Below are 22,893 nucleotides of genomic sequence, written 5' to 3' on the forward strand. Positions count from 1 at the left end.
CCATGATCGAACGATTGACCTTCCGGTGGCGGCGTGAGGTGGCGGAGCAGGAGGCGGCAGTCGCGGCTGGCACCTTGGCCCGCGAGGAGGCGTATGCGCTCAATTCCTTCCCTGCCGATTTCGTCACCCGGGTCGATGCCGCGCTCACCCGTTACGAGCAGGATCTCGCCGCTCTCGAACCGGCCAACGACGCGGCAGCGTGGGCGGCAGTCGAACGCGTCGTCACGGCACTCAACGCCGCCGACTCCGGCGAGATCGAAACTGTCACACGCGAGGAGCTGTGCGAGTACATCGATGATGCGCTGGCCGATGCGGGCGTGGACGTCGACGCACTCACCAGCCGGCGAGGGATGGACAGGTCGGAGCTCACCGACGACTGGCGCGACTGGTAAACCAGCCAATCGCTGGTCGACGGAGCGCGGCGCACGCGAAACGGCGGCCACGCCGGCTGGGAGCCGGGCGTGACCGCCGTTTCAGCGACGTGCGAGGTCAGACGTTGTAGTACATCTCGAACTCGTGCGGGGTCGGGCGCAGCCGGACCGGGTCGATCTCGTTGGTGCGCTTGTAGTCGATCCAGGTGGCGATGAGGTCGTCGGTGAAGACGCCGCCGGCGGTGAGGAACTCGTGGTCGGCCTCGAGGGAGTTGAGGACCGCGTCGAGCGAGCCGGGGACCTGCTTGACGTTGCCCCACTCCTCCGGCGGCAGGTCGTACAGGTCCTTGTCGATCGGCGCCGGGGGCTCGATCTTGTTCTTGATGCCGTCCAGGCCGGCCATCATCTGGGCGGAGAAGGCCAGGTACGGGTTGGACGACGGGTCCGGCACGCGGAACTCGACGCGCTTCGCCTTCGGGTTGCTGCCGGTCACCGGGATGCGGGTGCAGGCGGAGCGGTTGCGCTGCGAGTAGACCAGGTTGACCGGGGCCTCGTAGCCGGGGACCAGGCGACGGTACGAGTTGACCGTCGGGTTGGTGAACGCGAGCAGCGACGGCGCGTGGTGCAGCAGGCCACCGATGTACCAGCGGGCGGTGTCGGACAGGCCGGCGTACCCGGTCTCGTCGTAGAACAGCGGCTCGCCGCCCAGCCACAGGCTCTGGTGGGTGTGCATGCCGGAGCCGTTGTCACCGAAGAGCGGCTTCGGCATGAACGTCGCCGTCTTGCCGTGCTCCCAGGCGGTGTTCTTGATGATGTACTTGAACAGCTGCATCTGGTCGCCGGCGTGCAGCAGCGTGGAGAACTTGTAGTTGATCTCGCCCTGGCCGGCGGTGCCGACCTCGTGGTGCGAGCGCTCCACGGTGAAGCCGGTGTCGACCAGACGGCGGACCATCGAGTCGCGCAGGTCGGCGTAGTGGTCGACCGGGGAGACCGGGAAGTAGCCGCCCTTGTAGGCGGTCTTGTAACCGCGGTTGCCGCCGGCCTCCTCGCGGCCGGAGTTCCACGCGCCCTCGATCGAGTCGATGTAGTAGAACGCCTGGTGCGCGGAGGTCTCGTGGCGGATCGAGTCGAAGATGTAGAACTCCGCCTCGGCGCCGAAGTAGGCGGTGTCGGCGATGCCGCTGGACGCGAGGTAGGCCTCGGCCTTCTTGGCCACGTTCCGCGGGTCGCGCGAGTAGGCCTCGCGGGTGAACGGGTCGTGGATGAAGAAGTTCAGCGCGAGCGTCTTCTGCTGGCGGAACGGGTCGACGAACGCGGTGGCCACGTCCGGCAGCAGCATCATGTCGGACTCGTGGATGGCCTGGAAGCCGCGGATCGAGGATCCGTCGAAGGCGAGACCGTCGGTTGCCACGCTGTCGTCGAACGACTCCACCGGGATGTTGAAGTGCTGCATCACACCGGGGAGGTCACAGAACCGTACGTCGACGAACTTGACGTCCTCGTCTTTGAGGTATCGCAGGAGTTCCTCGGGATTGGCGAACACACGTCCTCCTGGCACAGTTTTCCGATACCGGGCGGCCTGGGCCGCCACCTGGCAGGGCTGGTCGCGACGTTATGGGTCCGGAGTTGCCCCGGCGTATCCCTATTGTTTCCGCCGTGTTACGTAACCGGGTGATCAGGCACGGCGATAGCGCGAGGCCGACCTGAAGGACCCTATCGCGTACCCTCGGCGGTCGTGGCAGCTTCCGCGAACGACGCACCCCAGACCGCGGCCCTCCGGGAACCGGCCGGTGGCGGCCGCCGCCTGATCGCGCTGCTCATCGACTGGGTGCTCTGCCTGCTGGTGGCCAGTCTCTATGCCAGCCCGGACCGGGTCGCCTGGCCGCCGGTGGTCCTGCTGATCCTGGTCAACACGGTCTTCCTCGGCCTGTTCGGCCAGACGCCCGGGATGCGGCTGACCCGGATCCGCTGCGTCGCCTACGCCGACGGCGGGGCGATCGGCCTGCTGCGCGGTCTTTACCGCGGCCTGCTGCTGGCGCTGCTGATCCCGGCCCTGATCGCCGACGACGAGGGCCGGGGCCTGCACGACCGCGCCGCCGGCTCGATCGTGGTCAAGCTCCCGAGAGCCTGACCACGATCACAACCGGTTCGGGGTACGCGGTGAGCACCGTGCCCGCGGAAGGCGTCAGTGCCCCCCGCCACCCAGCGCACGGCGGATCTCCGGCTCGTAGACCGGCTCGTCCCGCTTGCTGGTCACCACGCCGCCGCCCGGAGTCTGCACCTCGAACGCCTGCTCGTCGGTGACGATCCGGGACGACTCGTCGTCCTCGTGCACCACCGGCACCGGGTCGGCGGTGGTCCGCCGCTTGCTGAGCTCCGGCGCCACGGTGCCCTGCTTGCCGGACTGTTGCGCGGCGGTGGCCGCCCGGCTGCGCAGCGCGTCCGGCACCTCCTCCAACTTGGACACCCGGCTGCCGGTGGGCGGCGGGGTGGGTGCCCCGAGCAGGCCACTGCCGGCGCCGGACCGGGCCTCCTCGGCGCCGAACCAGTCGCCCCAGGCCGGACCGGTGCGCTCGCCCGGCGTCTCGCGACGGCGGGACGGGCGGGCCGGCGCCTGGTCGCCGGGCGGCGTCGGCCGGTTCAGCACCGGCGGCGTGGTGCCGTCCGGGCGGTAGGCGTCGTTGCTGCCCGAGACGGTGGGACGCAGCTCCTCGGTGCTGCCCGGGCGGCGCCGGTCGCGGTCGCCGGTCGGGTTCTTCAGCACCGGCGGCATGGTGCTGCCGGGCGGGCGGCCGAAGGTCTCCTCGCCGTCCAGCGGGGTGCCCGGCACCCGGGTGCCCCGGTCGGTGGTGCCGCGCCGGCGGTCACCGGGACGCCCCGGCGGCAGACCCGGCTGACCGGGCTGCCCGGTCCGCGGGCCGCCTCGGCGCAGCGTGCGGCCGGGTGGCTGGCCCAGACCCGGCGGCTGGCCGGGCTGGTTGAACGCGTTCTTGGTGAGCTGCCCCGGGTTGGGCATCGTCTTGCCGGGCAGGCCGGGTGTCCCCGGCAGGCCCGGTTTCTGGCCGCCGAAGCCCGGTTTCAGGCTGGGCGGGAGGGCCGGCTTGGTGCCGCCCGGCAGCGACGGGAACAGCGGCAGGCCACCGGGCAGTCCCGGCGGGGGCAGCTGTGACGGCGGCAGGCCGGGCTGCTGCCCCGGTTTCTCGCCGGGTTTCGGCGGCAGGGTGCCCGGCGGGTTCTGCGGCGTGGTGCCCTGACCGGGCGGGTTCGGCTGGTTCTGGCCGGGCGGGTTCGGCTGGCCGCCCGGGGGCGGCGGCGGCAGCACCGGCGCGGGGGCCGGCGGCGGAGGGGGCGGCGCCGGGGCCGGCGCGCCCCCGCCGGGCAGGCCGGGCGGGGTGTTGAGCTGTGGTTTGCCGGGCCGGTTGAGCACCGCGTTCATCGCCCGGAACGGCGGGCCGACGCCGTTGCTCAGCGCCTTGCTGTACTCGTAGTACTGGTTGCCGTACTTGTGGGCGAGCTGCTGCGCGTCTTTCTGGAACCTCTTCTCGGTCTCGTTGACCTGCTGCTGGATCTGGTAGTCGGTGGCCTCGCTGGGGCTGGTGTACCACCGGCTGGGGTCGAGGAACTCGCTGGTCCAGCCGATCGCGTCGACGTTCTTCGCCTTTTCGAGCGCCTTCTTGTACCGGTCGATCAGCTGGCGCATCTCCTCGCGGGAGTCGATCGCCACCTCGACCAGGTGCCGCAGCGCGGTGACGTTGGTCTGCGCCGCCTGGATCCAGATGTCCAGATAGACGAGCGCCTCACCGGGGCCCTTCTTCAGGAACAGGTTCTTGGCATCGGGCGACTCCCAATGACTTTTCTCCAGCTCCTTGCTCTGGTCGTGCAGATAGGTCTTGTATTGCGTGAGCATTGTCACGACGTTCTGCCAATGGTCACCCAGTACCGCGATCTGCTCCGGGTGCGCATTGTTGATCATGAATTCGATCTGCTCGATGGTGTGATTGTTGTCCCCACCGGCCTCCGGGGTGTACCCGAGCGTGTATTTCCCGTCCCCGTAGTACATCCGCCCGCCGTACGGGCTGAAGGTGACCGCGGGATCCTCGGTGGCGCCGAAGTAGTCGCCCATCGCCGGTCACTCCCCGCCCGGTCGCTCGATCGGGTCGGCGTCCGCGGCGTACGTCCGGGTCGGCGGGGTGGCGCTGGCGCTCGTGGTGGACGCGCCGGTCTTCACCATGTCGGTGGTGTCCCGCTTGTCCTTGATCACGTTGCCGTCCTCGTCCTTGGCCGGGCGGGTCACCTTCTCGGTGGTCGATCCGTCCGCGGCGGTGGTGAACTCCTTGGTCGACGTCTCCTTGTTGTTGGCGTCGGAGTTGACCGTGGTCTCGGCGGTCACCTTGCCGGTGTTGTCATACGTGGTGCTGGTCTTCGAGTGACCGGTCACCGTGCCGTTGGTGCTGCTCTCGACCTGCTTGTCCAGCGTGTGCGTCTTGTCGTTGTAGCTGGTCACGGTGCGCACGCTCTGGGTGGACAGGACCTCGTTCTTGGCGTTGTAGATGGTGGTCGTCTCGATCGTGACGCCACTGCCCGGGACCGAGGTGACGACCTTCTCCATCCGCTGCCCGTTCGGGCCCTTCGACGTGGTGAGCTGCTGGTACGGCGACATCGTGGTGACCGTCGGGTTGGTCCACTCGGGGCTGGTCGCGCCCGGGGTGCCGGCCGGGTTCTTGGCGCTCTGCTCGACCATCGCCTCGATGTAGGTCTGGCCGATCTCCTTCGGCAGGCCGTCCGGCCGGGGCACGCTCTTGTCGCCGAAGGCGAACAGCACGTCGTTCATGCTGGCGGCCGAGGTGGCGTCGCCGTCGGCGTAGATGTCGGCGATGGTCTGCGCCGCCGAGCCGATGTTGAAGAACGACTGGCCCAGCTGGCTGAGGTAGGCGGACAGCTCGGAGGCGTTGTTCTGCAGCTGCTGACGGATCGCCGCGGCCTCGCCGAGCACCTGGTTCGTCCAGGCCTTGGACGGGGTGTCGTGGAGATGGGCGATGTGGCTGGTCTCATGGTTCAGCTCGGTCTGCTGCTTGCCCATCAGATCCGCGTACTCCCGGAGGCCGTCGAGGTCGACGTCGACCGGAGTGGTCTCGCTGAGCCAGGGGGCATGGGTGTTCTCGTACGTCTCCTTCGGGTACGGATTCGTCTCGCCGCCCATCACGCCTCCCCGATGTCGATCTGTACGCACCGGACAGGTTAGTCGGCCGGTACGACATTTGGTGACGCGATAGAGTACGCCTTCGCCGATGGACGGGTTCGAATTCCTTCGCGGGGAAACCGGAGGGGGCCGGGTTGAACCGGGACGGACCCACGGCGGTACATCGGGGTAGCCCCAGATGGATGCAGATGGTTACGTTCGGGGCCCACAGGGACGTTTCGCCGGCCGCTCGCGGAGTGCGCCGACACGAGGAATCGGGGTGAACCACCTTGACAGGAACTCCGGGTATGGGACAGGTCCATGCCACGCAGGACCAGCTCAACACGATGGCGCAGCGCTGCGAGGACACCGGGGAGAACATCTCCCGCGGGATGGCGCAGCTGCTCGAGCAGATCCAGACGCTCGGTGGTGGCGGGTTCCAGGGCGCGGCCAACAGCGCCCTGCAGGACGTCTCCGTTCAGCTGAACGACGGCCTGAAGAAGATCATCAACGCGCTGGACGAGCTGGCCGGCAAGATGAGCAGCGCCTCCCAGCAGTACGGCGTGCACGACGACGACGCCGCCCAGGAGATCCGGTCCGCGGCCGCGGCGACCGGGGACAGTTCCGTCATCAGCATCCTGCGCGGCTGAGCGCGCCGAGCGAGATCGGAGAGGCGAGAAGATGAGCATCACCTACAACTTCGGCCAGATCAACGACGTGGCGATGGCCATCGGCACCTTCGAGGGCCAGATGGACCAGCAGCTCAACGACCTCTACACGGCGTTCACCCAGCTGTTCGCCGCGGACTGGCAGGGCAACGCCGGCGAGGCGTGCGACCAGGCCCGGCAGAAGTGGAACCAGGGCGCCATGGAGATCAAGACCGCGCTGTCCAGCGTCGGCGTCAAGCTCGGCGCGTCCGCCGAGCGGATGCAGCAGATCGACCAGCAGATCGCCGCGGGGATGTGATCGAACCGGCCGCCGGTACTCTCGGGGTCCGGCGGCCGGTCCGATTCGGGATGACCGGTAGGGCACGGGCACGGCAAGGTGGGAGGGACGAGATGGCGGACGTTCCGGGGCGACCCGACTGGGGCGTGCTGCGCGACATGCTCTCGGATCTGCGCAAAGCCACGACCCAGCTGCCCGACCTGCAGAAACGCATGCTGGAGGTGACCGGGACGGCCTGGTCGCCGGACCGCATGATCAAGGCGGTGGTCGGTCCGCGCGGCCACCTGCTGGAGCTGGACATCGACCCGCGGGTGCTCCGCCAGCCGAACTCGAAGGCGCTGTCCGCGAGCATCGTGCAGACCGTGCGCGCCGCGATCGAGGACGCCGGCCGGCAGAGCACCGAGCTGATGAACGACAGCCTGCCCGGTGACCTGCGCCGGATGGGGGGCACCGACATGCGCACCTTCGTCGGCAGCCACGACGCCGACGTCCGGATCCGCCCGGAGGCCGACCGTGGGTAACTACGTCTCGATCACGTCGAGCCCGGCCGAGCTGATCAACGTGGCCGGCCGGATCCGCGACCGCGGGATCGCCCTCGGTGATCAGGTCAAGAAGATCAACGCGGACATCGTCGAGCACGAGGGCAGGGACACCTTCCCCAAGGACAAGTTCACCGACGGCTTCCTCGGCCCGACCTACCACAAGCAGGTGCCCGGGGCCGACGGCAAGGAGCACCCGGCCAACCAGGCGCTGATGACCAGCGCCGCGGCCTGCGGCGACCAGCTGCGCGCGATCGGGGAGTACGTCGGCAAGGCGATGGTCAACTATGACGTTCAGGACCTGGAGAACGCCAAGACGATCACGAAGCCGCCGGCCGGCCATTGAGTAGCGGTGCCCCGTGAGTGACGAACACGAGTTCCTCACCTCGATGCTCGACTACTTCTCCGAGTTCGAGGAGTGGCTTCCGGGCTGGGCGTCGTGGATCTCGCACATCGTCCTCGGCGAGATCCCGCTGTCCCACGCCAACGACGTCTACGACCTGGCGGACCAGTGGACCCGGCTCGCCGAGGAGCTGAACCACGCGTACGAGGACGTGCTCAAGGCGGCCGACCCGATCCTGGAGAACTGGTCGGGTGACGCCTCGGCGACCGCGTTCATCGACCAGTGGTACGGCTACCTCGAGGGCCTGCGGCAGACCGCCGAGGGCGCCGCCCAGATGCAGCAGGGCGTGCAGGGGTTCGGCCTCGAGGTCGAGCTGATGAAGTACATGGTCGCGCTCAACCTGCTGATGCTCGCGATCTCGATCTACATGCTGGTGGCCGCCGCGATCCCGTCCGGCGGTGGCTCGCTGGGTGCCGCACCACCGCTGTTCACCGGCTTCCGGATCACCGTCGGCAAACTCGCCGCGAACACCGTCGGCAAGATCGCCGCGATCGTGGTCCGGTTCGCGATCAAGCCGTTGACCTTCGTCTTCGGCAAACTCCCGGCCCGGCTGGTGACCGGCGCCGTGCGCGCCGCGGTCCCGGTGGTCACCCGGATCACCCTGGGCAAGGCGCTGCCCACCGCGGTCGTCCGGAACCTGGCCGGCCAGGCCGCCCGCCGCGCCGCCGAGCGGGTCGTCGGCAAGACCATCACCAACTGGACGGTCCGCGGCGTCACCAACGTCGCCGCCCGGGGCGTCTCCAAGGCGGTGGCCAACCGGCTGGCCGCCCAGGCGCTGCGCGGCATGGCGGGCCGGCAGATCCGCGGCCAGCTGGCCGGCCAGACCACCCGCGCGGTGCAGAAACAGCTGGCCAAAGAGATCCAGCAGCAGCTGCTGAAGAACTGGACCAAGGGCCGGCTCGGCAAGGAGCTCGGCGAGAGCGCGCTCACCAAACTGGCCGTGGAGAGCGCCGCGAAATCCGCGCTCGGCAAGGAGTTCGGCCACTACGTCGGCACCCGGGTCGCGTTCGGCGCCGGCTTCATGGGCGGCGGCGACCTGGCCGCCCAGTTCGGGCAGATGGCCTCCGGGCACCGGGACAGTCTGGACTGGGGCCACGTCCGGAACAGCGCGGTGCAGGGCGGCGTCTTCGGCGCCAGCATGTTCGGCGGCCCGATCGGGCACACCGTCGGCGGCACCCTGGCCGGCGGCGGCATGGGCATCGTCAGCGAACTCCAGCAGGGCAAGTCGTTCGGCGACATGAACTGGAGCGACATCGGCCACCAGGCCGCGCTCGGCGCCGGCGCCGGGGTGATCTTCGGTGGCCAGACCCACCTGGAGATGAGCAATCTCGGCGGCGGCAACCTGCGGATCGGCGAGAACCTGCACCTGCTGTCCAGTGAGGACGGCGGCTTCACCGCGATCTCCACCAGCTTCAACAAGAGCCTCGGCATCGACGAGCACCTGGTGCTGACCGACAACGGTTATGTCGCCTGGCAGGGCGGCCACCCCACGGGCGAGGCCGGCGGGATGCGCGTGGTGCCCACCGAGGTCTCGGCCCGGCCCGAGGTCGCCCAGCACATCGCGGACAACTGGGGTCAGGCACCGGCCCATGTCCGGACCGAACCGGCGGGCAACGTCGCCACCGCTCCACGTCCGGAAACGACCAGCGTCTCCCCGTCCCGCGCGGAGGGCGGCGGCGCCCGCTCGTCCTCCGGAGGCGGCGACGGCGGTGGCGGCGGTGGCGGCCCACGGCAGACCTCCGGCGGCGGCGACGGTGGTGGCGGTAGCCCACGGCAGACCTCCGGCGGCGGTGACGGCGGGGGCGGAGGCGGCACCCCGGCCCGGTCCGGCGAGGGCGGCACCGCTGACGGTGCCAGGCCCGCCGCCGACGCACGGCCCGCCGACGGAGACGTTCCTCCCGCTTCGCGTACGGACGGCGCGCCACCCGCCGTCGACCGAGGCGACAGCACCCACTCCGGCACCCCGGCGCCCGCCGAGCGGGGTGGCCCGGACGCCCCGGCGCGTGCGGACAGCGGCACGACCGTTACTGATCGTTCGGGTGCGCCGTCGGCGGCGGAGCGGGGCGGCCCGGATGCTCCGGCGCGTGCCGAGGGTGGCGCGACCGTTGCTGATCGTTCGGGTGCGCCGGCTGCCGGTGAGCGAGGTGGCCCGGACGCGCCGGCGCGGGAGCACGGCCGTTCGGACAGTGTCGCGCCCACGCCGCTGCACGGGGGACCGCCGGCGGCAGCGCACGACGGCGCTCCGCTCGGTCACCGGGTGACCGGTGGCGACGCCCCGGTGACCCCCGAGCGACTGACTGACACGGGCGGCGGACCTGCCCGATCCACTCCGGACACTCCGACCGGCCGCCCCGCCGCGGACCCGGCCAACCCGGGCGGCGACGGACCACCTCCTGGCGGCGAACGGGTCATCGGCGGCGACCGCACCCCTGTCGGCGGCGACCGCGCCCCGCTCGGCGGCGACCGTCTCCAGGCCGGCGTGGACCGCGGCGCCATCGGCGGCGACCGCGCCCCGCTCGGTGCGGACCGCACCGCAGGCTTCGAGAATCACGGGCCGCTCACCACCGACCGCGGCGCCCCGGGCGGCGATCGCGCGCCGGTGAGCGGCGATCGATCCGGTCTCGAGCAGGCGGCCTCCGGCGCCCCACCACTCGCGGACCGAGGCGCCTTCGACCGCCCGATGGCAGACCGTGCTGCTTCCGATCGTCCCGTCGGGAACCGTGCGCCTGGCGACCGGCCGGTGGCGAATCGTGCAACCACGGATCGTCCGGCTGGGGACCGGCCGGTCGGGGATCGTGCGGCCTCGGATCGTCCGGCTGGGGACCGCCCGGTCGGGGATCGTGCGGCCTCGGATCGTCCGGCGGATCGGGTGGCCGCGGAGCGGCCTGCCGCGGAGCGGGGGAGTGGGCGGCGCGAGGACTTCCGGCTGGTGCCGGTGGAGTCCGGGGCTCCGGAGCGGCCGGTGGTGGAGCCTGGCGACGTCGCGGCGGCGGCTGATCGGGAGATCGGTGGGCTGATCGAGGGACGGGAGCCCGGGGCGGCGGACCGGCCGCATCGGGCGGACTACGACCCGGAGTCGGGGACGTTGCGGGTGCGGTTCGGCGACGGGGCCGAGGTGGACGTCTCGATCCAGGTGAACGAGTCGCTGCCGCCCGGGAAGCCGGTGATCCGGCGGCCCGGCATGGAGGAACTCGGCGACGGGACCTGGCGGCAAACCGAGCCGGCGACCATCGGGCTGCCGGGACACGTGCCGGCGGATCCCGGGGCGCGCGCTGCTTTCGTACGGGAAAGTCTTGATGCCTCCTGGAGCGCGCTGCACCGTGAGGTAGGGGATCAGTTGCGGCCACCGGCCGCCCTGCCGCACGATGCCGCGCCGCCGCGTGGCGAGGGACCGGCGCGGGACATCGCGCCGCCGCACGACTCCGGTCCGCCGCACGGGACCGCTGTGCCCCGCGACTCGACCGCGCCCCACGAGACCGCTGTGCCTCGCGACACTGCCACACCTCGCGACACTGCAGCTCCGCGCGAGGCTGCTCCTCACGAAACCGCTCCTCGCGAGGCGGCGCCGCACGAGGCTGCTCCGCGCGAGGCGGCACCTCACGAAACCGCTCCTCGCGAGACGGCACCTCACGAAACCGCTGCTCGCGAGGCGGCGCCGCACGAGGCTGCTCCGCGCGAGGCGGCTCCTCACGAAACCCCTGCTCACGAGGCGGTGCCTCGCGAGGTTGCTCCTCACGAGGCTGCGGCGGCGCATGACGGGGCGGGGGCCGGCGAGCGGCCGGCGCCGGACGCGTTGCGGGCGTTGGAGGAGCAGGCCGGGCCGGAGGTCGCTGAGCGGGATCATGACGGGGTGGTCCGGCATCCGGCGGAGCCGGCTGAGCCGCCGTTGCCGCCGAAGTTCAGTTCGGCGGAGTTCCAGGCGATCATGCGCGGGCAGCATGTGCCGGAGCAGTTGCCGCGGTGGGCCGGGGAACATCTGGTTGACCACAGTGGACCTGCTGGGCCGCGGCCGAAGACTCCGGACGAGATCGCGGAGGCGCTGCGGGTTCTCGGGGATCAAGCGGTCGAGCGGGTCACTCCGGTGGGCGGGGAGGGCCGGGGCGGGCTGCGGTTCCCGGAGTTGGAGGCGCTCGCACCGCGTGGGCCGGAGCACGGGGTCACGCCGCGCGGGCCGGAGCAGGGGGCTGCGCCGCGCGGGACCGAGCAGGGGGCTGCGGCGCGCGGGACCGAGCAGGGGGCTGCGGCGCGGGGGACCGAGCAGGGGGCTGCGGCGCGCGGGACCGAGCAGGGGGCTGCGGCGCGCGGGACCGAGCAGGGGGCTGCGCCGCGCGGGACCGAGCAGGGGGCTGCGCCGCGCGGGACCGAGCACGGGGCTGCGGCGCGCGGGCCTGAGCGTGGCGAGGGACTGCCCGGGGAGCGCGAGCGTGGGGAAGGTGCGCTGCGCGAGTCGGAGAAGTCGGACTTGTCGGCGTTGGAGGCGCTGGAGCCTCGTACCGGAAAGCCTGAAGACCTTGCGCCGGTGCGTAATGAGGGGGCACAGCGGGCCGGTGACCACGATGGACCCGGGCCGGTCCGCGATGAGCGGGCGGGGCCGGTCCGGGAGCACGACGGCGAAGCGTCGCGGTCTCCCGAGCGCGATCCTGATGGACCGGACGGACCGCCGCGTGACCCGGAGGGGTCACCGCGTGAGCGGGATGAGGCACCGCGGGATCGGGACGGACTGCCGCGTGACGAGGACGGGCCGGTTCGGGACGGGCTGCCGCGTGACGAGGACGGGCCGGTTCGGGACGGGCTTCCTCGTGATGAGGATGGGCCTGCGCGGGATCGGGACGGGCTTCCGCGGGATGAGGATGGGCCGGCTCGGGACGGTGCGGAGCCGGCTCGGGAGTCGGACGGGCCGGGTGGGCCACCTCGGGATCCGGAGGGGCCGGGGCGGGCCGGGGCCGGGGACGACACGCCGCCGATCGACGAGCTGATTCCGCGGGACGACATCCCGGACGCCGGGCAGCGGGACGCCCTCGAGCGGGCGATCGAGGCCAAGATCCAGGGCAAACTGGACGGTCAGCGGTTCGCCGGGATGGAGGTGCGGGTCTCCTACGCGGACGCGCGCGCCGACTACCTCAAGGTCGAGATGAGCATCCGGGTGCCCGGCGAGGACTACCCGGTCGGCCGGATCACCCGGATCTTCATGCGCGAGCCGGACGGCACCCTCTACGTCTCGCACAGCGAGCTGAAGCTGAACGAGGACTACCAGGGCCGCGGTTTCGCCGGCGAGTTCAACAAGTTCATGGAGGGCTGGTACCGCGACTCCGGCGTCTCCTACATCAAGGTGGTGACCAGCTGGGTCGGCGGTTACACCTGGGCGAACGCCGGCTTCGAGTGGCAGGTCGGCGGCGGCCACAAGGTCTTCGAGAAACTGCACGGCGAGATCCGCGAGATCGGCCGGCACCTCAGCAACCTGGATCACTACTCGCCGTCTGAGCTGGGCAAACTCTACGAGAAGTACGGCGGCCGCACCCCGGACGAGCTGGCCGAGAACATGCGGATGCAGCGGCAGGACGCCCGCGCCCTGGTCGACCGGGCCGACGGCGTGATGGCCGACCGGCTGCCCAACCACGAGTACCCCACCCCGCAGGAGGTCGCCCGGCTCGGCTACCACGAGTCGGTGCACGGCACCGGGCCGCAGAAGGCCGCCGCCCACTGGGTCGGCAAGGACGCCATGCTGGACACCATGTGGCACGGCCGCCGCCAGCTGGACGGCCCGCTTCCGGAGCACTATCTGGGGTACGACCCGGCGCTGCGCGCCGAGCACCCGGCCGGCGGTGGCGTGGTGCACACCGCCAGTGGCATCGACCGGACCGGGTTCGTGCCGGACGGCCGGGCCGAGCACCTGCCCGACGTGACCGTGCGGGAGATGCACGCGGCCGCCGAGGAGGTGCGGCCGGCCGACTTCTCCGGGCGGGACGTCGCCGCGGTGCACACCGACGGCGCAGGGGTCCGGGTGGAGATGCGGGACGGCACCTCGCGGCATTTCGTCACCGAGGTCGGCCACCGGATGGACACCCTCGGCGAGACCACGGTCCGGGCCGGCACGCCGGAGGATCCGCACGTCGTCCGGGTCAACGACCGGGTGGCGCCGGAGCAGCTGAGCCGGGTCTGGGTGCACGAGATCACCGAGACGCTGGCGATCCAGCACGCCCAGGCGGCGGAGCGCCCGACCGGGTTGCTGCGCCGGGCCGCGGCCAGTCTCGGGCGGATCTTCGGCGGTGGTGAGGGGCCGCGGCCGCCGATGGATCCGCACGCGGCGGCCCGGATCAACGAGCGGGTGCACCTGGAGCGGCAGTTCCAGGAGGCCACCGGCAACCGGGCCGAGCAGCAGCGGCTGCGGAACGAGATCACCGGGGTGGAGCGGGACCTGGAGGCGCTCGGGCACCGGGTGCTGCCGTCGGCGGTGCATCAGCAGGCGCAGGCGTTCCCGGCGGGCGGGGTCCTGGGCCGGACACCTCTACCGGAGCTGCACGACGGGGTGCTCGGCGGACGACCGGTTCACGACGGCGTGATCGGCGGGCAGCCGCACGATCCGGCGCCGGCGCCGCACGAGCCGGCCCCGGTCCCCGAGGCGCCGGCGCCGCACCCGAACGAGCATCTGGTCGACCCGCCGTGGCGGGAGGGCGAGCAGCCGTCCCTCGGCGACCTGGTGCCGCACACCCCGGAGCAGGCGGACCGCTGGCACGGCGCGATCCACGAGGCGGTCCGGGACCGGTTCGAGGGCCACGCGTACGGCGACAAGCACGTCGTGGTGGACCGGGTCAGCGCCGGCCCGCACCACGTCCGGGTCGAGCTGCGGGTCCTGGACGAGAACGGCAACCAGGTCGGCCGCTCCACCCGGACCCTGGAACGCCATCCGGAAGAGGGCTACCTGCACGTCAAGAACAACTCGCTCCACCTGAACCGCAGCGTGCAGGGCGGCGGCTTCGCCCGGGAGTTCAACAGCCACCTGGAGAGCTGGTACCGCGAGTCCGGCGTGCGCTACGTCGAGGTGAACACCGCCGAGGTCGGCGGGTACGCCTGGGCGCGGCAGGGCTTCGAGTGGGCCGAGTACGGCGGCAGCGACCCGATCAACCGGCTGGCCGGCGAGGGCCGGCGGATCACCGACCTGCTGCGCGGGCTGGACGACCTGGACGCCGAGGGGCTGCGGCCGCTCTACGAGAAGTACGGCGGCGAGACCCCGGCCGAGCTGCGCGACAACATGCGCTCGCAGCGGGCCAAGGCGTTCGAGATCTACGAGCGGATGCAGGACGTCAACACCGGGCGCCTGCCGCGCAGCGCGTGGCCGACCACCGCCGAGGTGATGGCCGTCGGCAACCGTGGTGAGCACGGGCCGAACGCGCACTGGGTGGGCAAGGACGCGCTGCTCGGGTCCAGCTGGACCGGCTTCAAGCACCTGGACCCGACGCACACCGCGAGCGCCATCGAGGGGACCTCGTTCGTGCCGGAAGGCCGGGCCGAGGCGCTCCCGGACGTCACGGTGGGCGAGGTGCACGCCGCGGCCGGCGAGATCGGGCGGGCCGACTTCGGGAACGACCTGGTGCACTCGGTCGAGGTGGACGGGGACCGGGTGCGGGTGACGCTGTCCGACGGGGAGGTGCGGCACTTCCGTACCGAGATCGGCCGGGACATGACGAGCCTGGCCGAGACCACGGTCCGGGACGGCACCCCGGAGCGGCCGCACGTCGTCACGGTCAACCACCGGGTGGCCGGCGACCAGCTGGGCCGGGTCTGGGTGCACGAGATCACCGAGACCCTGGCGATGGAGCACGCCGGCACCGGTGGGCACGGTCTGGTCCGGCAGCCGTCGGCAGCGATCGACCGGGCCTTCGGCGGGACCGAGCCGGGCCGGCACATCGACCCGCACGTCGCCGCCCGGATCAACGAGCGGGTGCACCTCGAGCACCGGCTGGAGGCCGCCGAGGGCCGGCCCGAGTTGCAGGAACACCTGCGGAACGAGATCGCCGGGGTGGAACGGGACCTGGAGGCGCTCGGGCATCCGGTGGACCGCGCGGCGGTCGAGGCGCAGACCCGTCCGCCGACCCCGGAGGAGATCGCCGGGCGGCTGGACGGCCGGCCGGTCGGCGACCGGGTGCTGCACCTGGACGGCGACCCGGCGGTCACCGTCCGGGACGGCGAGGTGGAGTACCGGTTCCGGGTGGAGGACCGGGACGGCACCGTGCTGGGGCACGAGACCCGGGTGATCGCCCGGGAGCCGGACGGCACCCTGGTGGCCCGGCACGACGAGCGGCCGGTGGATCCGCTGGCCGACCGGCACCTGATCGAGTTGTACCGGCAGTCCGGAGTGGACCGGATCGAGGTGCCGGCCGGCGCCCGGGACGGGTACCACCAGGCCCGGGAGGGCTACGACTGGGGACCCGGCGCCGAGCGGCCGGCCGAGCGCATCCTCACCGACCTGGACCGGCGGGTCCGGGAGATCGGCCGGGATCTGAAGGACCTGACCGCGGGCACCGCGGACGTGCCGCGGCTGCAGGAACGGCACGGCGGCCGGACGGTCGAGGAGACCGCCGCCAACATGCGCAAGGAGATCGACGACGGCCGGGCGCTGCTGCTCCGCGCGGACCAGCACCCGTTCGGCAGCGAGCACTTCCCGACACCGTACGAGCTGGCCCGGGCCGGCACCGAGGGCGGCTGGCACCGCGGCGAGACGTCGCTCGGCCGGGAGCTGATGTCCGGCACCGAGTGGGACGCGGTCCGGCCGCTGCACGAGCCCGATCCCCGGGCCGAGCACGACGTCGCCGCGCCCCGGCCCGGCGACCCGCCCGGCACCCACCGCTACTCGCGGACCGAGCTGACCCCGACCGGGCGCAAGGACACCACCTACGGCCAGGAGCTGCAGCGCGGACCGGACAAGAAGAACCACTTCCCGGGCGACCGGGAGGGCACCTTCCGCGGCAAGGACGGCCGGGCCCGCGACCGGACCGGTTTCATCACGGACGACAACCCGCCGAAGCCGGCCGGGATGCACCAGCGTGCCGTCTCGAAGGGCGGCGAGGGCTGGACGCACGACCCGACCCCGGACACCCAGCTGGAGCGGGACATCAGCACGCTGGCCGGCGAGCGCGGCGTCAACGTCGAGCGGCGCCAGATCCTGTGGGAGGAGAAGCTCCAGCCGCTGGTCCCGGAGCTGGCCAAGCACAACCTGACGCTGGACCGGGCGAAGATCAGCGAGGAGATGGTGAAGAACCTGGTCGCCGACGCCCGCGGCAAGCTGAGCGGGGCCCAGCTGCGCGTGCTGAAGGCGGCCGCCACCGAGTACGCCGCGCTGGGCAAGGAGCTGAGCCCGCTCACCGAGCGGCTCGGCACGGCCGGCGGTGACCTGGTGACCGACCGGCTGTTCCACGGGGCGCGGCAGCTGACCGGCAGCGTCGAGGGTGAGATCGGCACCCCGAACAACATCGACCGGATCCTGCTGTACGACGACCCGCAGCACGGCCCGTCGCTGATCGCCATCGAGGAGAAGGGCGGCAACAGCAATCTGGAGCCGCGGTGGGTGGAGAACCCGCTCAACCCGGGCGGCTCCAAGATCTACGTGCAGCAGTGCACCCCGGAATACCTGCGCCATATGCTCGAGAACGACGTCAAGCTCAAGGCCGAGCTGGAGAAACATCCGGAGCTGCGACCGGTGCTCCAGCGCATCATCGACTCGGAGCGCGTGGGCAGCCTGCGCTATCTGAAGGTGCACGTGGCCGAGAACGGCCGCGTCACCGCGACCGAATACCTGCTGGATCACGATCGCCTGCAGCCGGAGACGATCCGGCTGGTCGGCGAGTAACCCGCCGAGGACCGAGGACCATGAGCAACCTGCCGCCCGCCATCGACCAGCCGGCACTGGAGAATCTGCTGACCGGTTTCCGGGACACCGCGTGGTCGTGGACCCCGGACGGGTTCCCCGAGCTGGCCCGCCGGTTCGGCTGGCAGATCGTGGACGAGGACGAGAACGGCGCCGCCGCCGACGTGCCGTGGCCGGCCCCGGAGGAGGCGGTGCAGACCACGTACCGCCGGGGTGGCGTCGACGACGTCACGATCACCCTGGCCACCGTGATCGGCTACGACGGGGCGCCGCCGGAGTTCCTGGTCGACGTGTTCGCCACCGCGGTCCGGACGGCCACCGCCGTGCTCGGGCCGCCGACCCACCGGAAACCGGGCGCCCACCCGGTCGTGCGGTGGCGCGGCGAGCAGCGCACCATCCAGATCGAGCGGCTGACGAACGCGGTCAACCTGGTCTGGGAGGACAACGCGGTGCAGGACATCTGGGACGGCTACGACGAGGGAGCGGTGCCATGAGCGCCGACGGGTGGGACCGGCTGGCCGCCGAGATCGCCGGGATGGTGCCGTCCCTGGCCGACGGGGACACGCTGATCGTCCGGGCCCGGCCGTACTTCGTGCAGATGCAGCAGCTGCCGGATCATCTGCAGGTGGAGGCGATCGCCGACGAGTTCCTGCCGGAGGACCGCCGGCTCACCGCCCGGGACCGGCAGCACATGGTGGAGCTGGGCTGGCGGCCGCCGCCGGAGCCGGAGCTCGGCGACAACTGGGAGTGCCCGTTCCCGTGGCCGCTGAGCTCGGCGGACGCGGCCCGGGTCGGCGAGCTGTTCGTCCGGACGCTGCGCGAGGTGCACGGCGCGACCGACCCGGCGGGCCTGGTCCGGGAGTCGTTCAACGCGCTCGGCGGCCGCGGATGACCGAGCCGCTGGCGCGCACCCGGCAGGAGGCGCACCTCTTCATCGACCTCACCCCGTGCGAGTGCGGCGACCGGCGGCTGGCCACCGCCGGGGAGGCGATCACGCTGCCGGACGGCGCCCCCGGCCGGCGGTACGCCGGGCGGTGCCCGGGCTGCGGGCGGGACCGGCTGTTCGTCTTCCGGGTGCCGGAGCGGGCCGAGGACGCGGACGACCCGGCCGAGATCGTGTACGGGCGCGGGGACCGCACCTCGGAACTGCTCGATCCGGGGCAGTGGCTGTGGGTGGCCGAGCAGTACGCGGACGCCGTACCGGGAAATCCCGGATATCTCACCGGCGAGCCGCGAGCGACCGCGCGGACCTGGCTGACCGCGGCCGTGGCGGCCCTCCGCGAAGCGGAGAAGTTCCTGCCGGCGGGCGCCGAGCGGGTCCCGGAGCAGGCGCTGCGCACCGCGGCGAGCCGGGAGCGGTACGCCCGCGAGCCACACGCCTTCGACCGGGAGCGCCTGGCCGCGCTGCGGTCCCGCTTCGAGCGCCGGCGGGGCACCCTGCTCGATCCGCCGGCGCCCGACGAGCCGGCGCGGGCGCCCGACGAGCCGGCGGCGACCACGACGAGTCCGGAACGGATCAGGCGGATCGTGGCCGAGAACCGGGCCGTGGAACAGTGGGCGCAGCGGCACGACCTGGACGCCGCGACGCCCGGCGCCGGCAGCCCGGAGCAGAACCGGGAGATCGAGCGGGAGCTGCGGACGATGCGCGGCGACGACCCGGAGACCGGCCTGCCGCTGGAGACGCCGATCGGCGCGCTCGCCGCGTTCCGGCAGCTGATCGGCGATCTGGAGGCCGAGTTCGCCGGCCGGGTCGCCGAGCGGGACCTGCGCATCGGCCTCGCCCTGGCCGCCTATCAGGCTTGGTTGGCGCGGCTGCGGCAGGACGACGACGAGTGGCGCGAGCAGCTCTGGGCGGACGAGATCTGGGACGTGCCGCAGGACGTGCTGCCGCCGGCCGGCTCGGCGTGGGAGATGGTCCGGGCGGCTCGCTCGGCGATCCGGGAGCCGTTCGGTGGGTGAGCCGACGCCGTCCGCCCGCAGCGAGCACGAGGCCGCCCTGCGCCGTGCGCTGGACCATGACGCGCTGCCCGCGCCGCCGGATCAGCCCTGGTACGGCGACCGCGAGCCGTCCCAGCTGATCGACGCCGGCCAGTGGGTGCTGGTGGCCGAGCGGTACGCCGCGGCCGGCGCCCACCGGACCGCCATGGCCGCCCTCGCCGAGGCGCAGAAGTTCCTGGTCGACGAGGTGCTCCCGGACACCGCCGTGTGGACCCCGGCCGGGCAGCGGCTGCGGGCCGAGCAACCGGGCCGGCTCACCGCGGACGGGCTCCGGCGGGCCTGGGCCGAGTGCGACGAGCGGCTGGGCACCGCGTTCGTCGACGATCCGGGCGAAACGGCCCGGCGGCAGGCCCGGCAGCGCGCGCGGGCGGGCGCCGATCCGGAGCGGGCCGTGCGTCAGTTGTCCGGGTTGGATCAGGCGACCGGGTTCAGCCCGCACTCGCCGCGGGCCGCCATGAGCGCGTTCCACGAGCTGCTCCGGGAGATCCGGCAGCGGTTCCGGGACGACCCGCAGGAGCGGGACCGGCGGCTGGCCCGGGTGGCCGGGGTGCGGGTCGACTGGGATCCGGACGAGGACGAGTGGGAGCTGCCGGCCGATCGGCTGCCGCCCGCCGACGTCGCCTGGGAGCAGGTGCGGGCCGCCCGGACGGCGGCCGGGCAGGATCCGGTGACCGGGGAGTTCGTAGGCTGATGACCGTGTTGTTCGCGCACACCTACGCCGAGGCGTACCTGTTCATCGATCTCACCCCGTGTGAGTGCGGCGAGACCCGGTTCGCGCCGGCCGCCGAGCCGGTGACCCTGCCGGACGGCCCCGCCCACCGCTGGTACGGCCCCTGCCCGCGCTGCGGCCGCGACCGTGCCTTCGTCTTCCGGTTCGCCACCTACGCCGACCGCAGCACCCCGGGCTACGTGGAGTACAGCCACCGCCCGGAGCCGTCCGAGCTGCTCGACGCCCGGCAGTGGCTCTGGGTGTCCGAGCAGTACGCCGCCACCGTCCCGCTGGAGGTCGACGCGTTGCGCGCGCTGCCCCGGGACGAGCAGCGGGCGGTCAAGCTGCGGCTCAGCGCGGCCGAGTCGGCGCTGGCCGAGGCGGCCAAGTTCGGCGCGCTGCCGGCCGGCCTGCCGGAGCGCCGGGAGCTGTTCCAGGAGTTGCTCAGCATCCTGCCGGACCTGACCGACGAGGAGTTCTGGGGCGCCGAGGGCGGCTACCGGGAGAAGATCCAGCGGCTCGCCGAGGTCCGCGCGATGTGGGCCGCCCGGCACGGCCTGACCGGGACCGACGACGACCGGGCCACCCCGGAGCAGGAGGCCGAGCTGGTCCGGGCCGAGCGCGCGGCGTCCGATCTGGACGTGGCCACCGGTTTCTCGACGCAGCTGCCGGCCGCCGCGGTGGCCGCCTACAACCGGCTGCCCTGGCTGGTCAAACGGCACTACACCGACCCGGCGGAGCGGGACCGGCGGCTGGCCGCGGTGGCCGCGACGCGCGCCGGGTGGCTGGCCCGGACCGGTCATCCGGGCTGGGACCCGGACTCCTACGAGGACGAGTTCGACATCCCGGCCGACCGGTTGCCGCCGGTCGCGGAGACCTGGGAGATGGTCCGGGCCGCCCGGGAGGCGGCCGGGATGGACCCGTTCACCGGGGAGTGGCGATGACCGAGCGGATCGCCGGCGCCCGCTACTCGTTCCGGACCGCGCATCCGGCCAGCCCGATGCTGCGGGTCCGCTACCGCTACGGCGTCCCGGTCGACCCGTCCGGCTTCCCGGACTGGACGCCCTACGCCCGGCTGCTGGTCGCGCTGCCGCCGGCCATCCCGGACCTGACCGTGGACGAGGCCCGGGTGGTCGACGTCCGGGCCGCCGACCTGGTCGCCCGGGTCAGCGGCGACCCGCTCTGGGCCGGCGCGCTCGGCACCCCGGTCGGCTGGACCTGGGCGCACGTGGCGCAGACCCGGCACCTCGCGCTGGTCCCGGCCGAGCTGCACGCCGCCTTCCGGCATCTGGGCGGGGTCAGCGTCGGCGGGGTGCGGGCCGCCGGGCGCGGCCTGACGGCCGGCTCCGGCGAGCCACCGAAGGTGCTGGTCACGGAACGCTTGACCGAGGCGGCGATGGCGGTCGGCGAGGAGATCCTGAAGGTACGGTTGCCGGCCGCCTACCGCGACTTCCTCTTGCGTACGAACGGAGCGGCGCCGTCCGTGCCGTCCGTCCACCCCGGACACGGCTTCATCCTGGACCAGCCGTTGTTCGGCTTCCGCCCGGACCGGCTGCACGACCTCGGCTACCAGAACGCCTTCCTGATCGACCGGTTCACCCCGGACTGGCTGGCCGTCGGGCAGGTGCAGGGCGGGCTGCTCGCCGTCCGGGTGCGCGGGACCGACGCGGGGGCGGTCGGTTACCTGGACGACGACGACTGGCGCGACCGTGATCACTTCACCGCGGCCGACGTGTGCGAGCGGCTGCTGCACCGGCTGGCCGGCGACTTCGCGTCGTTCTGGCTGGCGCTGCGCCCAGTCCCGGACGACCTGGAGGACCTGGCCGCCGGGGTGGCCGCCGGCGCCGGCCTGGCGTGGCCGGACGGCCTGGGCGCGCTGCTGCCGGCCACGCACCGGAGGGCCGCCGGATGACCGGGGCCGTCTGGGAACCGGCCGGCGCGGTGGAGGAGACCCTGCTGGGCGCCGCGGTGGCGGACGACCGGCAGCTGTTCTTCCAGGTGCTCGCCTCGTCCGACCTGTACCTCCCGCAGCTGAGCGGGGCGTCCGGGCCGCAGCGGTTCGTCACCCTGCACGCGATCGGCCAGGTGTTCCTGCCGGTGTTCACCTCGGTCCGCGGGCTGGCCGCCCGGTTCGGGCACGCGGTCGACGGCTACACCGTGACCAACTTCGCCGAGCTGCGGCGCAAGTGGCCGGACCCGGACTGGCGGCTGGCGATCAACCCGGGGACGCCGATCGGGGCGTACCTGTCGGTCGACGCCCTGGTGCAGGCGGCGCTCGGCGAACTCCAGGTGCCGACCCTGGGGGAACTGGCCGAGACGGCCGAGCGGGACGAGCTGCTCGACGCGGAGCTGCGGCAGCGGCACGCCGACGCGTCCTATCCGGACTCGCCGGACGACCCGGCGGCGCTGCGGGCCGCGGTCGAGGCCGGCGACGTGTACGGCTACCTCGACCGGCTGCTCGACGCGAACGTGCTGATCCCCACCGCGCGACCGGCCGACCCGGCGGAGATCCTGGCCGACGACGAGTTCCCCTGGCTGCCCGGCCCGGACGCCACCGTCGAGGTGTTCACCAGCGTCGAGGCGCTGGCCCGCCGGCACCCCGCGGGGACGCCGCCGGTGGTCGAGGTGGCGCTGGCCTTCGCCCTGGCGATGTGGCCGGAAGGGCACGGCATCGCGGTCGACCCGGACAGCGAGGCGAGTTTCCGGCTGCCGGCCGACCAGGTGCTCGCGCTGCTCGCCTTCGAGGGGCTGGACGGATCCGCCGACGGTGGTTCCTGAGCTGCGGGCGTACCCCGGGAAAGTCGCCGTTGAACCGCTCCGCGCGACGGCGGGACGCCACAGGGTGACGCCCGCCCGGATCGACCGGCATATCATCGGCGGGTGCTAC

Annotated in this window: 17 protein-coding genes; 14 read left to right on the forward strand and 3 right to left on the reverse strand. The window is 72.7% G+C overall.

The features are described from left to right. Positions 1–2: 2 nt before the first annotated feature. A complete protein-coding gene (locus BJY16_RS15635; protein ID WP_185040157.1) occupies positions 3–392 on the forward strand; it encodes a hypothetical protein in 390 nt (129 codons plus the stop codon). 97 nt (positions 393–489) lie between these two features. Here BJY16_RS15635 and glnA read toward each other — a convergent pair whose 3' ends face one another. Further along, positions 490–1,914 (reverse strand): type I glutamate--ammonia ligase, encoded by a 1,425-nt coding sequence (glnA, locus tag BJY16_RS15640; RefSeq protein WP_185040158.1) that lies wholly within the window; start codon positions 1,912–1,914, stop codon positions 490–492. 192 nt (positions 1,915–2,106) lie between these two features. Here glnA and BJY16_RS15645 point away from each other — a divergent pair, with 192 nt between their 5' ends. After that, positions 2,107–2,502, forward strand: coding sequence for an RDD family protein (locus tag BJY16_RS15645; RefSeq protein ID WP_185040159.1), 396 nt, complete (start codon positions 2,107–2,109; stop codon positions 2,500–2,502). A 54-nt stretch (positions 2,503–2,556) separates the two neighbouring features. Here BJY16_RS15645 and BJY16_RS15650 read toward each other — a convergent pair whose 3' ends face one another. Both BJY16_RS15650 and BJY16_RS15655 read right to left on the reverse strand, forming a co-directional pair. Further along, positions 2,557–4,494 (reverse strand): hypothetical protein, encoded by a 1,938-nt coding sequence (locus tag BJY16_RS15650; RefSeq protein WP_185040160.1) that lies wholly within the window; start codon positions 4,492–4,494, stop codon positions 2,557–2,559. Between the two features lie 6 nt (positions 4,495–4,500). Further along, entirely contained in the window at positions 4,501–5,571 is a 1,071-nt protein-coding gene (locus BJY16_RS15655) for a hypothetical protein (RefSeq protein ID WP_185040161.1), read from the reverse strand. Between the two features lie 287 nt (positions 5,572–5,858). Here BJY16_RS15655 and BJY16_RS15660 point away from each other — a divergent pair, with 287 nt between their 5' ends. The 12 genes from BJY16_RS15660 to BJY16_RS15715 all read left to right on the forward strand — a co-directional run bounded on the left by BJY16_RS15660 (position 5,859) and on the right by BJY16_RS15715 (position 22,784). Beyond that, positions 5,859–6,200 carry a WXG100 family type VII secretion target gene (locus BJY16_RS15660; protein ID WP_185040162.1) on the forward strand — a complete coding sequence of 114 codons (342 nt, stop codon included), beginning with the start codon at positions 5,859–5,861 and terminating at the stop codon, positions 6,198–6,200. 31 nt (positions 6,201–6,231) lie between these two features. Then, entirely contained in the window at positions 6,232–6,516 is a 285-nt protein-coding gene (locus BJY16_RS15665; RefSeq protein ID WP_185040163.1) for a WXG100 family type VII secretion target, read from the forward strand. A 92-nt stretch (positions 6,517–6,608) separates the two neighbouring features. Further along, positions 6,609–7,016: a YbaB/EbfC family nucleoid-associated protein gene (locus tag BJY16_RS15670; protein WP_185040164.1), complete on the forward strand. Its 408-nt coding sequence runs from the start codon at positions 6,609–6,611 to the stop codon at positions 7,014–7,016. Next, positions 7,009–7,380: a hypothetical protein gene (locus tag BJY16_RS15675; protein ID WP_185040165.1), complete on the forward strand. Its 372-nt coding sequence runs from the start codon at positions 7,009–7,011 to the stop codon at positions 7,378–7,380. Before BJY16_RS15670 ends, BJY16_RS15675 begins: the two co-directional genes overlap by 8 nt. Positions 7,381–7,393: 13 nt before the next feature. Then, a complete protein-coding gene (locus tag BJY16_RS15680; RefSeq protein WP_185040166.1) occupies positions 7,394–17,281 on the forward strand; it encodes a WXG100-like domain-containing protein in 9,888 nt (3,295 codons plus the stop codon). Positions 17,282–17,301: 20 nt separating this feature from the next. Further along, positions 17,302–17,793 (forward strand): DUF6301 family protein, encoded by a 492-nt coding sequence (locus BJY16_RS15685; RefSeq protein ID WP_185040167.1) that lies wholly within the window; start codon positions 17,302–17,304, stop codon positions 17,791–17,793. Next, complete coding sequence (locus tag BJY16_RS15690) at positions 17,790–18,191, forward strand: TY-Chap domain-containing protein (protein ID WP_185040168.1); 402 nt, start codon at positions 17,790–17,792, stop codon at positions 18,189–18,191. Before BJY16_RS15685 ends, BJY16_RS15690 begins: the two co-directional genes overlap by 4 nt. Continuing rightward, a complete protein-coding gene (locus BJY16_RS15695; protein ID WP_185040169.1) occupies positions 18,188–19,258 on the forward strand; it encodes a hypothetical protein in 1,071 nt (356 codons plus the stop codon). The genes BJY16_RS15690 and BJY16_RS15695 overlap by 4 nt, the downstream gene beginning before the upstream one ends. Then, entirely contained in the window at positions 19,251–19,988 is a 738-nt protein-coding gene (locus BJY16_RS15700) for a hypothetical protein (protein WP_185040170.1), read from the forward strand. Before BJY16_RS15695 ends, BJY16_RS15700 begins: the two co-directional genes overlap by 8 nt. Then, positions 19,988–20,950 (forward strand): hypothetical protein, encoded by a 963-nt coding sequence (locus tag BJY16_RS15705; RefSeq protein ID WP_185040171.1) that lies wholly within the window; start codon positions 19,988–19,990, stop codon positions 20,948–20,950. The genes BJY16_RS15700 and BJY16_RS15705 overlap by 1 nt, the downstream gene beginning before the upstream one ends. Beyond that, entirely contained in the window at positions 20,947–21,918 is a 972-nt protein-coding gene (locus BJY16_RS15710; protein WP_185040172.1) for an HNH endonuclease, read from the forward strand. The genes BJY16_RS15705 and BJY16_RS15710 overlap by 4 nt, the downstream gene beginning before the upstream one ends. After that, entirely contained in the window at positions 21,915–22,784 is an 870-nt protein-coding gene (locus BJY16_RS15715) for an SseB family protein (protein ID WP_185040173.1), read from the forward strand. Before BJY16_RS15710 ends, BJY16_RS15715 begins: the two co-directional genes overlap by 4 nt. Positions 22,785–22,893: the final 109 nt, after the last annotated feature.

The organism is Actinoplanes octamycinicus, from assembly GCF_014205225.1.
Classification (GTDB): Bacteria; Actinomycetota; Actinomycetes; order Mycobacteriales; family Micromonosporaceae; genus Actinoplanes; species Actinoplanes octamycinicus.